We start from the raw sequence: 15,232 nt of genomic DNA on the forward strand, positions 1-15,232 counted from the left end.
CATGTCGGTCTTGAATAGAGTGCAGAGCAGAGAAAAGAGGTCAAAATGGCGGAGACTGAGACCGAATTGATGTTGAAGGGATATGGGCTGACAACGGCGGAGATGTACTACCGCATGCCCGACTACACACATGTGCTGAACACCTTCGTCTGGCAGGACTACGATATCGCGCCGGGCCACCCGCGGCTGTTCAAATTCATCGACTTCTGGAAGGCCGAGATCGAAGGGATGCTACACTCGGTTCAGTTCACCCATCGCAAGATGATTGCGCCCGGCGAATGGCGGAATGTGACCGGGGAATTCACGCTGCACTGACCCTTAGGCCGAGCAGGACGCCCCCCCCAGCACACAGAACTTTGCGCAGTGGGGATGGTTCAGCGACACGTCGGCCTCTGCCTGTTCGAGTGTCGTGCCCATCTCGAATTGCGGGTCATAGGGCAGGAGGGTGCAGGCAAGCACCGCAGGTGTCTGGGCACCTTTTCGTTTGACCACCATCCGAGAAGAGGAACACATCACCGCCTCAGGATGCTTGTTCAGGATGCCCCAACAGGATGTGGTGATCTCGGGCACTTCGACATTCTCGTCCATCTCGGGGAACAGGACCGTCATGCCCGGGTTGGCGGCGTCAATGTCCCATCCGTGTTTTGCATAAAGTGCAGCGTAGCCATCACGCGCCTCGGCCTCGCTTTCAGCCATTTCGATCCGGCCCGCGACAGCAAGTCGGGCGCCAATGGAGGACAGCCAGTCAATACCGCGCAAGGTCTTGGCGAAGGTGCCCACACCGCGTTCAGTGTCGTGCACAGCTGCCGCGTGGTGATCCAGCGAGATGCGGAAGGTGAGCTTGTCGCCATAGGTTTTGACCAGCAGGATGATCGCCGCCTTGATCTGGGGGCGTATCATGGGGGCCATGGCGTTCGTCAGAATCAACACGTCATAGCCGCGCACAAGTGACCGTTCGACCATGTCGAGGAAGGCGGGGTTCATGAACGGCTCCCCCCCTGTGAACGCAATTTCACGCACGTTCCATTCGCGTGTTTCGAGCTGGTCGAGATAGTCGGACACTTCGTCCGCGCTCATATATTCCAGCGCGTCGTTGGTGGGCGAGCTTTCGATATAGCAGTTGGCGCAGGCAATATTGCAGAGCGTGCCGGTGTTGAACCACAGGGTTTCGGGGTTGCTCAGCGACACTTTTGCGCGCGCCTCGCCCGTGGCGGTGACATCGGGGTCCTGAAACTTGCCCAGATTTGCCAGGTCTTTCATTGCGTGTGGTCCGTTCTGCTCTTGATGTCCGACCGTAGAGGTAAGCTGCGACGCCGCCAGGGAAAAGCAGACTGTGCCCCTTTGACAGCTTTGTGATAGAAATATGCGTGCGTGTGATGCAGGTGCAGCATCGGGCGTTGAGTATCGGTTTGAATCTGCTAGTGGTAGCGCAAACATTTCTATCTGCATGCAAGAGGGAGCCCTTGCCATGGTTTCGCGCGTTATCCCGGTCGACCCGTTTGATCTGGTTATCTTTGGAGGCACAGGTGATCTGGCCCGTCGCAAGATCTTGCCGGGGCTGTTCCGTCGCTTTTGTGCCGGGCAGATGCCAAAGGACGCGCGTGTCATTGGGGCCGCACGTGGTGACATGGACAGTGCCGCGTATCGTGAGTTCGTCGCAGAGGCCGTAGCCGAGTTTGGCGGTGGCCGCGCCTGCGAAGACGGCACACTGGCCGGTTTTCTGGAACGGATGGAATTTGTCACCATTGACGCGCGTGGCGAGAAGGGCTGGCGGGAGCTGGCGGAGCTGATGCGTCCTGATGTGGTGCGTGCGTATTACTTCTCGGTGGCGCCGGGCCTTTTTGGCGATCTGGCGGAGCGGTTGAACCAGCATGGGCTGACGGACGAACAGAGCCGGATTGTCGTTGAGAAACCGTTTGGCCGCGATCTGGCTTCGGCCAAGGAGCTGAACCGGGATCTGGCGGCCTTCTTTGATGAGGGTCAGATTTACCGGATCGATCATTATCTGGGCAAGGAAACGGTGCAGAACCTGATGGCCGTCCGTTTTGGCAACATGCTGTTCGAGCCGCTTTGGAATTCGCAATATGTCGACCACATCCAGATCACGGTGGCCGAGACCGTGGGCGTCGGAGGTCGGGGCGAGTATTACGACAAGTCCGGGGCCATGCGTGACATGGTGCAGAACCACTTGATGCAGTTGCTGTGTCTGATTGCGATGGAGCCGCCGTCGAAATTCGACCCCGATGCGGTCCGCGACGAAAAGCTGAAAGTGATCCGGGCACTGGATGAGGTGGAGCCGCATCACATTGTGCGTGGTCAGTATGATGCGGATGATGATGATCCAAGCTACCGCGATGCGGTCGGGGATTCCCGGTCGCGCACCGAAAGCTACATCGCCATGAAGGTTGGTATTTCCAATTGGCGATGGGCGGGCACGCCGTTTTATCTGCGCACCGGCAAGAAGCTGAAAGCGCGGTCGAGCGAGATCACCGTCGTGTTCAAGGAACTCAACCACTCGATCTTTGGCGAGACGAGCGATCATCGCAATGAGCTGTCGATCCGTCTGCAACCCAACGAGGGCATCACCTTGGGCGTGACCATCAAGGAGCCCGGGCCCGGCGGTATGCGGCTGATGAATGTACCGTTGGATATGTCCTTTGCCGATGCGTTGGGAGAGGACGGATCGGACCAGACGGATGCGTATGAGCGTCTGATCATGGACGTCATTCGCGGCAACCAGACCTTGTTCATGCGCGGTGATGAGGTCGAGGCCGCATGGGCCTGGACCGATCCGATCATCCATGGCTGGGATGCGCGCGGTGACGTGCCCAAGGTTTACGATGCGGGCAGCGAGGGGCCGGTGGATGCCGTGCAGCTTTTGGCCCGTGACACCCGTGTGTGGAGGAAGGTGGCGCCATGAATATCGTCGAATATCCTGACCGCGATCTGCTGGCGATGGGGCTGGCCGATGCGTTGGCGAGCGAGTTGAAGAACTGCTTGTTGGTCCATCCTTTTGCATCCTTTGTGGTGCCGGGCGGGACAACGCCGGGGCCGATTTTTGACAGTTTGTGTGCGGCTGATCTGGAGTGGGACCGGGTCAACGTGATGCTCAGTGATGAGCGCTGGGTGCCGGAAGATCACGAACGGTCCAATGCAAAGTTGCTGAAGGAGCGTTTGTTTCAGAGCCGGGCGGCGGCGGCGAAGTTCGTGCCGTTCTATGTTGAAGGGCAGACACCTGCCGAAGCGGCGCCGGGGTTGTCCGAGCGGTTGGCGGATCAGATGCCGATATCGTTGCTTTTGCTGGGGATGGGGGCGGATATGCACACGGCGTCGCTGTTTCCGGGTGCAGTTGGATTGGCGGATATGCTGGCCGATGATGCGCCTTTGGTTGTGCCGGTTTCGGTTGAGGGGCAGGAGCCGCGGATTTCGTTTTCTGGTCCAGCGTTGGCTGGGGCGATGGCGAAGCATCTTGTGATTTATGGGGCTGAGAAGCGCGCCGCTTTGGAGCGGGCCGATCGGCTTGATCCGGTGCAGGCACCGATCAGGGCAGTTATGGGCGGTTTGACCGTGCATTGGGCGGAGTGAAAGACATGTGGGATGCGTTGAAGGCCAAGGCGGGCGAAGTATCGGACCGCTCCATTCTGGATTTGTTTGAGGACCCACGTGCGGATGCGTTTGCGGTGCAGACGCAGTACATGCGGTTTGATTATTCGAAGACCAATATTGACGCCGCCACCCGCGATCTGTTGCTGGCGCTGGCCGATGACGCCGGTGTTGCGGCGCGGCGGGATGCGATGTTTTCCGGTGAGAAGATCAATGAGACCGAGGGGCGGGCCGTGCTGCACACCGCCTTGCGCAATCTGGATGGTGGGCCGGTTGAGGTCGATGGCGAAGACGTCATGCCCGGTGTGCTGGACACGCTGGACCGGATGTCTGCCTATGCCGAAGAGGTGCGCGGCAGTGCCATCACCGATGTTGTGAATATCGGGATCGGAGGGTCGGACCTGGGGCCTGCGATGGCGGTGCAGGCGTTGTCGCCCTATCATGACGGGCCGCGGTGCCACTTTGTGTCCAATGTCGATGGGGCGCATATTGCGGATACGTTGCGGGGGCTGGATGCCAAGACGACGCTGGTCATTGTCGCCTCAAAGACCTTTACCACCATTGAAACCATGACCAACGCGCGCACGGCGCGGGCATGGATGGTGGACCATGGCGGTGATCCGACCGCCCAGTTCGCAGCCCTGTCCACGAGCCTTGAAAAGACGTCTGACTTTGGCATTCCGGCCGAGCGCGTGTTTGGGTTCGAGGATTGGGTTGGCGGGCGCTATTCCATGTGGGGGCCGATCGGGCTGTCGTTGATGATGGCCGTTGGTCCCGACGGCTTCCGCGCGTTTTTGCGCGGTGGGCAGGATATGGATACGCATTTCCGGGTCGCTGAGGGTGTGGAGAACATGCCGCTGATGCTTGCGTTGGTGGGCATCTGGCACCGGCAGGTGTTGGGCCATGCAACGCGCGCCGTGCTGCCTTATGATCAGCGCTTGGGGCAGTTGCCCGCCTATTTCCAGCAGTTGGAGATGGAATCGAACGGGAAGTCCGTGACGATGGATGGCGGTGCGGTGCCTGTGGAAAGTGGGCCCATTGTGTGGGGCGCGCCGGGCACCAACGGGCAGCATGCGTTTTACCAATTGATCCATCAGGGCACGTCTGTGATCCCGTGTGAGTTCATGGTGGCCTGCGAAGGGCATGAGCCGGAGTTGCGACATCACCATGATTTGCTTGTCGCCAATTGCTTGGCGCAATCGGAGGCATTGATGCGGGGCCGGTCGCTGGAAGAGGCGCGCGGCAAGATTGCCGACAAGTTTGAGGGCGACGAGTTGGAACGTCAGGCGGCGCATCGTGTCTTTGCCGGGAACCGTCCGTCGACGACCTTGATCTATCCAAAGCTCGATCCATTCACGCTGGGCCAGATCGTAGCGCTCTATGAGCATCGGGTGTTTGTGGAAGGTGTGATCCTGGGCATCAATTCCTATGACCAGTGGGGTGTGGAATTGGGCAAGGAACTGGCCACAGCGCTGCAGCCGATTGTCGAGGGCACGGCACCCAGCGATGGCAAGGATGGATCGACACAGGCGTTGGTGTCGTATTTGCACGCGCACCGCTAGGGCTGCTGCCAATCGGAGCGCCTGACGGCGCATTTGATACATTTTGTGATGAGGGGCTGTCTGCCCCTCAAGCTCCCCGATGGTATTTCCGGTCAGAAGAAACCGGTGAGCGTTCTGCTGTTTTCCAACGTGGGGCAACCTGTACGTGAGCGGTTGTTCGCCTATTCGATGTCCTTGGGTCAGGAATGCCTGACCTGATAATTTTCCCGTTGCGCAATAAAGTTACCGGGAGCGCGTCGTATTCTTGCGCTCTGTTTTATTAGAACAGCATTGGAGGCCAGATTATGGCTGGAACACAACACGGGCTGACGCGGCTCGATCAACTTTTCAAGACATGTATCCAAGGCAACGGCCCGGCGCGGCCCTTTGCACAGACCCTTGGGCGATTTCTGCCTGCCAACCCCGTTCACATCAAGAACATCACCCATGCGGATGTGATTGACGCGCTGGATGAGCTGTCGCAATCAATGGGCGCGACCGAAAACGAGGATGGGCATGCCGATGCCGGGATGACCTTTCTGGGGCAATTCGTCGATCACGATATCACGCTCGATGCGACCTCGGCTCTGGGGACCCGGATTGATCCGTCGACCATCCCAAACGTGCGCACGCCCAGCCTTGATCTGGATTGTGTGTATGGCGCGGGACCCGAAGCCACGCCGCACCTTTATGGCGAGGGAGACGCGGAGCAGTTTCTGGTCTTTGGTCGCAAGGACAATCCGCGCGATCTGGCCCGAACCTGCGCTGGCAAGGCCCTGATCGGTGATCCGCGCAATGACGAGAACATCATTGTGGCGCAGGTGCAGGCGATTTTCATCCAGTTGCACAACATTCTGATGAGCAAGCGTGTCGCCGACGGTGACGAAGCCAAGGACATCCAGTCCTGTGCGCATGAGGGACTGCCCAAACATGTGTGGCACGATCATGTCAGCCCCAAGCTGACCAATTTCGAGGAAGTGCGCCGCTTTATCCGGCTGCACTATCAATGGATTGTCTGGTGCGAATTGCTGCCCGCCTTTGTGCAGCAGGAATGTCTGGACTGGGCGCTGGAAAACCATGCCTTTGGCTGGGACGCACCGGTTATGCCGGTCGAATTCACCGGGGCCGGGTACCGCTTTGGTCACGCCACGACGCAGTTCGAATATGCGCTGACCGAAGGCGCAGATCCCAAGGGTCTGTTTGCCACGCTGGGCTTTGGCCGTCGTCCGGTCGAGGGGAACCTCGATTATGCAATGTTCTTTGGCATGAACGGCGATGTGTCGTCACAAAAAGCGCGTCCCGTTGGGCCGAAAATGGGCATGCCGCTATTGAACCTGCCCTTTGTGCATGCGCCAATCGCGTTGGGTGATATCGAGGAAACGCTGACGCTGGATCAGTCGCGCAACCTTGCCCTGCGCAACATGGTGCGTGATCGCTATACCTATCAACTGGCAAGTGGACAGCAGCTGGCGGCGCATCTGGGCACGCATCCCATTGACCCGCCTGCCATCCTAAAGGCCAAAGGGTTCGCCAAGACACCGCTGTGGTTTTACTGCCTGCAAGAGGCTGAAGAGAAGGGCGACGGCAAGCTGACCGGGGCCGGGGGCCGTCTGGTGGCCACCGTCTTCGCCAACCTGCTCAAGCGTGATCCGACGACCTTCCTGCACATTCCGCACTTCAAGCCGTGGCATGGGTTCAAAGGCCAGCCCAGCGTTCTGGCCGGTCTGATTGCATATGTGGAAGCGAACCGTGACCACATCGAACATGCAGAGGCGCTTCAGTGCGGCTAAGCTATACTGCATGATCGGGGAGGGGGCTGACCGCAGGGTCGGCCCCTTTTCTTTGCGTCATGTGTGTGACGCCGTGCTTGCAAGGGCGCGCGCTGCTTGGCAGGGTTGGCATCAAGGGAGGAACGCGCGCTGGCTGGCACAGGCGGCGCGGGCAAGGCGTTGCTCTGAAAGTGAAATACGGGAGGCGCCGATGCTTGGCCAAATGATGAACTACCCCCTGACCATTTCGTCACTGGTCGATCACGCAGCACGCTATCATGGCGAGACCGTGATTACCTCTGTCAACACTGGCGACGGGGTTGAAGAGACAAGCTGGGGGCAGGTGGGGGCGAATGCCCACCGTCTGGGGGAAGCACTGTTGAAGCTGAGGCTGGAGCCACAGGCGCGCTGTGCCACCATCGCGTGGAACAACCGGCGGCATCTGGAGATTTACTTTGGTGTGTCGGGGGCTGGCCTGGTCTGCCACACCATCAATCCGCGCCTGTTTCCCGAACAACTTGTCTACATCATCAACCATGCCGACGATCGGGTCCTGTTCATTGACCGCACATTTGTGCCGTTGGTGAAGGCGATCCGCGACAAGATCCCCGGGGTGGAACATATCGTGCTGATGGAGGGCCGGGATGAGGACGCCGCTGCCGAGATTGAAGGGCTGCAATTCTTCGACGAATTGATCGCAACCGGGTCGCCGGAATTTGAGTGGCCCGAGTTCGACGAGAATACGGCGTCGTCGTTATGCTATACCTCCGGCACGACCGGCAACCCCAAAGGGGTACTGTATTCGCACCGCACGACCGTGCTGCATGCACTGGCATCGAACACGCCTGATTGCATCGGCTTTTCGGCGCGGGATGTCGTTTTGCCTGTGGTGCCTATGTTCCATGTCAACGCATGGGGAACGCCCTATGCCTGTGCGCAGGTCGGCGCACGGATGGTGTTGCCGGGTCCGGGGCTGGACGGCCCGTCGCTGGTCAAGCTGATCGACGATTGCAAGGTGTCCATCGCACTCGGGGTGCCCACAATCTGGCTGGGTCTGCTGGGCGAGGCCGAGAAATCCGGAACGCAACTCGCATCGCTCAAGCGGACGGTTGTGGGTGGGTCGGCCTGCCCGCCGTCGATGATTGCCGCCTTCCGCGAGAAATACGGCGTCGAATTTATCCATGCGTGGGGCATGACCGAGATGTCGCCGTTGGGCTCCACCAACCAGCCGCTGGCGAAACATGCGGATCTGCCAACGGACGCCCAACACAAGCTGCGGGAAAACCAGGGGCGGCCGCCCTGGGGTGTGGAATTGGAGATCATGGATGAGGACGGCACCCCGCTGCCCCATGATGGAGTGGCGCAGGGGGCGTTGATGGTGCGGGGGCACTGGATACTGGACAGCTATTTCCAGAAGTCCGTGGACGAAACGCTGACCAATGGCTGGTTTGACACGGGCGATGTGGCGACCATGGACCCCGATGGGTACCTGTCGATCAAGGATCGGTCCAAGGACATCATCAAGTCCGGCGGTGAGTGGATTTCGTCCGTCGATCTGGAAAACATTGCGATTGCCCATCCGATGCTGGCGGATGCCGCTGTGATCGGCGCCCGGCACGAGAAATGGGACGAGCGGCCGGTTCTGGTGGCGGTTGCCGCTGAAGGGCATGACCCAAGCGAGGAAGAAGTGCTTTCGGTGTTCGAGGGCAAGATCGCCAAGTGGCAGGTGCCGGACAAGGTGGTGTTCACGGATGTGTTGCCGCGCAACGCAACGGGCAAAGTGCTCAAACGCAACCTGCGGGATCAGTTCGGAGACGTGCTAACCGGCTGAGGCCGCGCTTGCGTCACGGGGACATCTGCGTTTTTCTCGGACAAGGGAAGGTACATCCGGATGGTTGTACCTTTCCCAATCCGGCTGTTGATGTCGATCTCTCCGCCTGACTGAACCGCAAATCCGCACACCATCGGCAAGCCCAGCCCGCTGCCTTGACCCACGGGCTTGGTCGTGAAAAACGGGTCGCGGATGTTGGGCATGATATCTTCGGGGATGCCTTCGCCCGTGTCAGCGACTTCGAACGCAATATAATTGGCGGCTTCTGTCAGTTTCAGCCCTTCAGGCGCGCGGACCGGGTCCATAACCCTCACCGTGAGTTTGCCACCTTTGGGCATCGCGTCGCGGGCGTTGATCACCAGATTGAGCAGGGCAGATTGCAGAAGCGACTCGTCGGTGAAAATGCGGCTTTGGCTGTCTTTGATTTGGATGTTCAGCAGGATATTGGCCGGCAACACCCGGCGCGCCATGTCGTTCAGTGACCGTAAGACATCGGCAGGGCTGACATGGCGTGGCCAAAGCTCGGCCTTGCGCCCGTATGAGGTCAACTGACGGGTCAATTGCGCGCCACGATGCGATGCAGTCAGGGCGGCGCTGAGAAAGTCCTTGCGATCCGGCGCGTCTGGATAGGCTTCAAGAAGTTCAAGATTGCCCTGTATCACGCTGAGAATATTGTTAAAATCATGCGCCACGCCACTAGTCAACGTGCCAAGCGCCTCGACCTTTTGGGATTGCAGGAACTGCTCTCGGGTTTCTTTCAGTTCACGGTTGGACCGGTGGGCTTCGAACAGGCAAACGCCGAAATAAATGGTCAGGCACAGGCTGAGGATCGAGGCCGCCCAGAACGCTGCCCCACCGTAAGGTGCGGTGAAGAAGTCGAACGCGATCCATTGAATGGCAGCTGTGACCGGGATTAAATAGGCGGCGCCCAGAACCCAATTGCGTGCCCTCAGCAGGAAGATGTTCAGAACTGCGCCGGTAAACAGGATGATGGTCCCGAACTTCCAAACCGGATCGCCCATCGACCAGATGTAAGCGGGCAGGACGGCGTAGACGGTTGCCTGCGCAAAACTGACAAGCCAAAGCAACACAAAGGCCTGAACCTCGCGCCCTTCAATGGGCATGTGCAACACGGATTTTTCTGACAGAACAACGACGTAGTAACCAACGAACCAGTATGGCAAGACATCGAGGCCGAGGTACCACCAGCCACAAAAGCATGCAACCATAACGAGAATCAGGCGGATCAGGAATTCGTTGCTCAGGACACGTTCTGTGCGCTTCACCTCTTCAAAGATGGTCTTGATCCGTGCGGCGTGATCCAAGTTCGATCTATTCAATAGTGATTGGAGAAAACCGGGACGACTCACACATCAACTGCGAAACGCGTTTCGCACAGGTCATGGTAGAGTGAACTTGGGTATCTGTCACGGATTCGTGTCAGCAAAATGCGGACGGCCGGATTGGCCATCCGCATTCTCGTGCTTTGTCAGTGGTTTACTTATTCAGAACAGCGAAAATCTCGTCTTTGAGCTGCATCCGCCGGCGTCGCATGGACGTCATGTGTTCGTCCGACACCGGTTCAACATCCGTTTCGGCACGGTGCACATCCCGGTTGATGTCGTGATAGGCGGTGACCATCCGGTCGAAATGGGCATCCTTCTGTTTGAGTTCTGCAATTCTGGCTGCGTGTTCTGGAAAATCATCAGCCAGTTCGTGCGGGGTATTCGACATATGGTTCGTCCTTAGCTTTTGCGGGTTTTGGGATGCAGTGACCGGGCAAGGATATGCTCGGACTGGTGCAGGACCGTATCTGCGTGAAACACAAGATTGGGGTCTGGCTCACCAACGACGCTCATGTTCTTGTCCGGGTAATCGAGCGATGCAAGATAGTGGCGCATGCAATTCAGGCGTGCGCGCTTCTTGTCATTGGAGCGTACCACCGTCCACGGGGCGTCTGCCGTGTTCGTGTAGAAAAACATGGCTTCCTTGGCTTCGGTGTACTCGTCCCACTTGTTCAGACTGGCGCGGTCGATAGGCGAAAGCTTCCATTGCTTGAGCGGATCGGTCTTGCGTGCCTCAAAGCGGGCTTTCTGTTCTTCGCGCGTAACGGAGAACCAGTATTTGAACAGTCGGATGCCAGATCGGGTGAGCATCCGTTCGAATTCGGGCGTTTGCCGCATGAATTCGAGGTATTCGCCCGGGGCACAGAAATCCATGACCCGTTCGACGCCCGCGCGGTTGTACCATGATCGGTCATAGAGCACGATTTCGCCTGCAGTGGGCAGGTGCTTGATATAACGCTGAAAAAACCACTGTCCGCGTTCTTCCTCGTTCGGTTTGTTGAGCGCCACGACGCGAGCTGCGCGTGGGTTGAGGTGTTCGGTAAACCGCTTGATCGTCCCGCCCTTGCCTGCGGCATCGCGCCCTTCGAACAACAGCACGTGCTTCTGGCCGGTGTCCTGCACCCAATGCTGGACTTTCAGCAATTCCACCTGGAGTGCGGCCTTCTGCTCTTCGTATTCTTTGCGGTGCAGCTTGTCGGCATAAGGGAAGCTGATCGTCTCGAACTCTGTGACATTGGACGCGGCGGCAGGTTTGGGTTCAGGCGCGCTGGCGGGTTTGGCGTCAGGTTTGAGTGTTGGCTGCTTATTCATCTGCGGTCTCCTGTTGCTTGGCGTGGAGTCTTGCAGATGTAGTCTGAGCCTGCCTTGACTTGGGTCAAAACAGGTGGGGGCAGGCACGGGTGAGCCGCGCCTGCCACGGTTGTTTGGCTTAGCCGACCAGCGCGCCGTCGGAGCGTTTGACCGTCACGATGGACGACCGTGGCAGCGAGCCATCGCCATCGGGGAACGGTGCGCCGGGGTGCTGGATACCTACGAACATCGTGCGCCGGTCTGATGACCAGGTCAGCCCCGTCACCTCGCACCCGTTGGGGCCTGTCAGGAAGCGGCGAATTTCGCCTGTCACCGGATCGCCCGCAAGCATCTGGTTGTTGCCCATGCCTGCAAACTCGCCTTCGTTGTCGTCATCTCCGTCCGTTTGGATCCAGAGGATGCCCGTGCTGTCGAACATCATGCCGTCGGGCGCGTTGAACATGTTGCCCTCGTTGACGTTGGCCGACCCGCCATAGGGCGTGTCGCCGTGCACAACCGGGTTGCCCGCCATGACGTACAGATCCCAGTCAAATGTGTTGGACGCGTGATTGTCCCCGTGGGGACGCCAGCGCACGATCTGACCAAAGTTGTTTTCGTCGCGTGGGTTTGGTCCGTTGGCCGACGTGTCATCACCCCCGGCATTGGGTTTCACGCCCCGGTTCTTGTTGTTGGTCAGGCAGCAATAGCCTTCGACCGCGCGCGGGTTCACGGCGACCCATTCGGGCCTGTCCATGGTGGTCGCCCCGACCTTGGATGCGGCCATGCGGCTGAACATGGCGATCTCGGCTTCGGTCATATCCGTCGCAGCGGGTGTCAGGGCCACCCATTCGCCAGACATGTCGATGTTGAACTTCGCCACATAAAGCTGACCCACGCTGAGCAAGGTCGAGGTGTCACCGCCGGGCACGTATTTGTCGCGGCTGAGCCATTTGTACATGAACTCGCCCCGTTCATCGTCGCCCATGTAGATGGCGACGCGGCCATCGGGGGCCAGCGCATAGGCGGCGTTTTCGTGCTTGAACCGACCCAGTGCGGTGTGCTTGACCGGAGTGCTGTCGGGGTCCGCCGGGTCGATTTCCACGATGTAGCCGACGCGGTGTGGCTCGTTCGGGTTTTGGCTCACGTCAAACCGGGCGTCCCACTTGTGATAGTCGTAACCCCAGCCGTCTTCGCCGATGCCATAGCGGGTGTAGCCCGCGGCCAGCACCTCGTCGTCAGGCAGCCCATTGGTGGCGCCGAAGTAGCCGTTGAAGTTCTCCTCGCACGTCAGGTAAGTGCCCCACGGCGTGCGGCCCGCGCCGCAGTTGTTCATGGTGCCCAGCGACGCCGTGCCCGTCGGGTCCGCGTCCGTCTTCATCAAGTCATGCCCGGCGGCGGGGCCGTCGATGGCCATGGCCGTGTTGTGGTGGATGCGGCGGTTGTAGGGGCTGTCGACGACGACCTCCCAGCCGTCCGCGCCTTCGGTCACTTCCATCACCGTGACGCCCTGCAATTGCTGCAGCAGCACCACGTCCTCGGCAGAGGCTGGCGTGCCTTCCTCGTTGTTGGGCAGGTTGACCTTGCGGTTGGCGTATTCGCTGTTCACCGCGATCAGCTCAGTCCCGCCGCCGATATTGAACAGCTCCATCCCGTCGGTGTTTTCGCCAAACACGCGGTCAGAGCCGGCGGAGGGAACGCCGTTGGCTGGATCAAAGGCGGGTGCATCGGAAAAGAGCGGATCGCCCCAGCGCACCATGACTTTCCATTCGTAGCCGTCGGGCACATGCACGGTGCCGTCTGTCTGGATCGGGAGTTGTTCAAAGGCGAAGCGGTCGGATTGCCCGGCCATTGCCGTGGTGCCTTTGAGCATCGAAGTGCCCATGACAGCAGCGCCGGATCCGAAGGCCACAACGCCCCCCATGAATCCGCGGCGTGAAATGGCGGCTTCGACTACGCGGTCAAAGTCGTGTTCCTCGGGACGTGGAAAATTCAATTCGTCCCAATCGTCCGGGGACATGTCGGCTCGGTCAATATCTTTCATTCCTGGCTCCCTGATGTTTGTTGTGTACGCAAGGATTTGCGTCGAGGATGAGGTAATCTCTCATCGCAAAACATTTGTGACACGCCGCACCTGTATCGGCGATTTTATTCTCGCATGGCGGGAGGTTTCGGCGGCGTTTTGCCGTCGCTAGGGGTGTTGGGACGCGGTCAGTCGGGCAGATAGTTCTGTCGCGCGGGGCCGCGGTATTTGACCGTTAGGCGCGCGTCGACCTCCGTTCCGTCCTTGAGATGGATCAGAATGCCCTTGCCATTTGATGCGCCGCGCATGGCCTTGATCTGATCCTCTGACCTTGTGGTGCGTTGCGACATGCGCAGGCCCCAGGCGTGCAGATGCTCCAGCAGGCGGTCTTCGATGTCGCGATGCGCGTCCGTCTTGGCCAGATCGTCGAGTTCGTCCGGATCCGTGTGGAGATCGAACAGCATGTTGCGCATGTTCGAGGCGGCGCAATGCATCAGTTTGTAGCGCCCGTCAAAGACCATGAAGAGGCGGCAGTCGCGCGGTTCAAGCCCCAGCTTCACCGCGACGGGCTGGGCCGAGAAATCGTATTCGGAGATCACATAGTCCCGCCATTCAGGTGTCTCGCCCCGCAGCCACGGCAGCAGGCTGCGCCCCTCGACAATATGGTCTGGGATCGTGCCACCTGCCGCTTCGATGAAAGTGGCGGCAAGGTCGATGGATTCCACCAGTGCGTCACAGGTGATGCCACGCGTGTTGTTTGCGGGTTCGCGCGGGTCATAGACAATCATCGGGACTTTGACAGACGGGTCGTGAAACAGGTTCTTTTCGCCCAGCCAGTGGTCGCCCAGATAGTCGCCATGGTCTGAGGTCAGCACGATCATGGTACTGTCCATCTGACCGGCAGCTTCAAGATGATCCAGCAAGCGCCCCAACTGGTCGTCGCACTGTTTGATCAGGCCCATATAGGCGGGGATGACCTTGGCACGCACCTCTTCGTCTTGGAATGCTTTGCCCACGGGGCCGTTCATGAAAGTGGCGAAGACGGGGTGCGCGTCTTGTTGTTCTTCGTCGGCGCGGGTGGCCGTTGGGACGTGTTCCGGACCATACATCGACGCGTATGGGGCGGGCACGATGTAGGGCCAGTGCGGTTTGATATAGCTCAGATGCGCGCACCAAGGCGCTGTCGCCTGGTCGATGAAGCGGATCGCCTCGGACGTGAGCCATGGCGTTTCGCTGTCTTCCTCGCGGATGTTGGCGGGCAGGTTGGTGTTGTCAAAGAACCAGCCTGAGGCCATCTGGCCGTCCTTGATCCCTGCATTGGCGTAGTCCGCCCACGGGTTCGTGCCATCGTAGCCTTGAGACTTGAGGTATTCATTGTAAGGGCTTCGTCTTTCGTCATAAAACCCGTCCGGACCTTCGGCCCAAAGGCCGTCATCGCGCACCCACGGGTCGAACCCGCATTCCGAGGTGCGCACGCCGATCACGCTGTCGGCTTCAAGGCCCAGCCGTTCCATCCCCTCGGCATCGACCGTCATATGCGTCTTGCCGATCAGGTGACAGGACATGCCGATCTTGCGCAGGTGATCGCCCAGTGTCTGTTCGCCCACCTTCAATGGAAAGCCGTTCCAATGCGCCCCGTGCGAGGACGCGTACCGCCCGGTGTAATAGCACATGCGCGACCCGCCGCAGATCGGCGATTGCACGTAAGCGTTGGTGAAACGCACACCCATGGCCGCGACCCGGTCGAAATTGGGCGTGTGCAGATGCGGGTGTCCGGCACAGCTGAGGTAGTCGAACCGCAGCTGGTCATACATCACAAACAGAATGTTCAA

At 59.4% G+C, this 15,232-nt stretch carries 12 protein-coding genes; 6 read left to right on the top strand and 6 right to left on the bottom strand.

Annotation, left to right across the window (positions count from 1 at the left end; all coding sequences use genetic code 11):
- The first annotated feature begins 45 nt into the window (after positions 1 to 45).
- Positions 46 to 315: an usg protein gene (locus Q1A32_RS21245; protein ID WP_299657772.1), complete on the top strand. Its 270-nt coding sequence runs from the start codon at positions 46 to 48 to the stop codon at positions 313 to 315.
- Between the two features lie 3 nt (positions 316 to 318).
- On the opposite strand, the gene Q1A32_RS21250 is transcribed toward Q1A32_RS21245, so the two are convergent.
- Positions 319 to 1,260, bottom strand: coding sequence for a radical SAM protein (locus Q1A32_RS21250; RefSeq protein ID WP_299657774.1), 942 nt, complete (start codon positions 1,258 to 1,260; stop codon positions 319 to 321).
- Between the two features lie 208 nt (positions 1,261 to 1,468).
- Here Q1A32_RS21250 and zwf point away from each other — a divergent pair, with 208 nt between their 5' ends.
- The 5 genes from zwf to Q1A32_RS21275 all read left to right on the top strand — a co-directional run bounded on the left by zwf (position 1,469) and on the right by Q1A32_RS21275 (position 8,744).
- A complete protein-coding gene (gene zwf, locus Q1A32_RS21255; RefSeq protein WP_299657776.1) occupies positions 1,469 to 2,920 on the top strand; it encodes a glucose-6-phosphate dehydrogenase in 1,452 nt (483 codons plus the stop codon).
- Positions 2,917 to 3,585, top strand: coding sequence for a 6-phosphogluconolactonase (pgl, locus tag Q1A32_RS21260; protein ID WP_299657778.1), 669 nt, complete (start codon positions 2,917 to 2,919; stop codon positions 3,583 to 3,585). The genes zwf and pgl overlap by 4 nt, the downstream gene beginning before the upstream one ends.
- Positions 3,586 to 3,590: 5 nt before the next feature.
- On the top strand, positions 3,591 to 5,165 hold the full coding sequence (gene pgi, locus Q1A32_RS21265) for a glucose-6-phosphate isomerase (RefSeq protein ID WP_299657780.1): 1,575 nt from the start codon (positions 3,591 to 3,593) through the stop codon (positions 5,163 to 5,165).
- A gap of 284 nt (positions 5,166 to 5,449) precedes the next feature.
- Positions 5,450 to 6,934 carry a peroxidase family protein gene (locus tag Q1A32_RS21270; protein WP_299657782.1) on the top strand — a complete coding sequence of 495 codons (1,485 nt, stop codon included), beginning with the start codon at positions 5,450 to 5,452 and terminating at the stop codon, positions 6,932 to 6,934.
- A gap of 190 nt (positions 6,935 to 7,124) precedes the next feature.
- Positions 7,125 to 8,744: a long-chain-fatty-acid--CoA ligase gene (locus tag Q1A32_RS21275; RefSeq protein ID WP_299657784.1), complete on the top strand. Its 1,620-nt coding sequence runs from the start codon at positions 7,125 to 7,127 to the stop codon at positions 8,742 to 8,744.
- Here Q1A32_RS21275 and Q1A32_RS21280 read toward each other — a convergent pair.
- The 5 genes from Q1A32_RS21280 to Q1A32_RS21300 form a co-directional block, all read right to left on the bottom strand.
- Positions 8,717 to 10,069 (bottom strand): sensor histidine kinase, encoded by a 1,353-nt coding sequence (locus Q1A32_RS21280; RefSeq protein ID WP_299657786.1) that lies wholly within the window; start codon positions 10,067 to 10,069, stop codon positions 8,717 to 8,719. The two genes, Q1A32_RS21275 and Q1A32_RS21280, sit on opposite strands and share 28 nt — an antisense overlap.
- Positions 10,070 to 10,241: 172 nt before the next feature.
- On the bottom strand, positions 10,242 to 10,478 hold the full coding sequence (locus Q1A32_RS21285; protein WP_299612536.1) for a YdcH family protein: 237 nt from the start codon (positions 10,476 to 10,478) through the stop codon (positions 10,242 to 10,244).
- A gap of 11 nt (positions 10,479 to 10,489) precedes the next feature.
- A complete protein-coding gene (ppk2, locus tag Q1A32_RS21290; RefSeq protein ID WP_299657788.1) occupies positions 10,490 to 11,401 on the bottom strand; it encodes a polyphosphate kinase 2 in 912 nt (303 codons plus the stop codon).
- A 118-nt stretch (positions 11,402 to 11,519) separates the two neighbouring features.
- Positions 11,520 to 13,421: a PhoX family phosphatase gene (locus Q1A32_RS21295; protein WP_299657790.1), complete on the bottom strand. Its 1,902-nt coding sequence runs from the start codon at positions 13,419 to 13,421 to the stop codon at positions 11,520 to 11,522.
- Positions 13,422 to 13,588: 167 nt separating this feature from the next.
- On the bottom strand, positions 13,589 to 15,232 hold the full coding sequence (locus Q1A32_RS21300; RefSeq protein WP_299657792.1) for a sulfatase-like hydrolase/transferase: 1,644 nt from the start codon (positions 15,230 to 15,232) through the stop codon (positions 13,589 to 13,591).

The organism is uncultured Tateyamaria sp. (assembly GCF_947503415.1).
In the GTDB taxonomy this organism is placed as follows: domain Bacteria; phylum Pseudomonadota; class Alphaproteobacteria; order Rhodobacterales; family Rhodobacteraceae; genus Tateyamaria.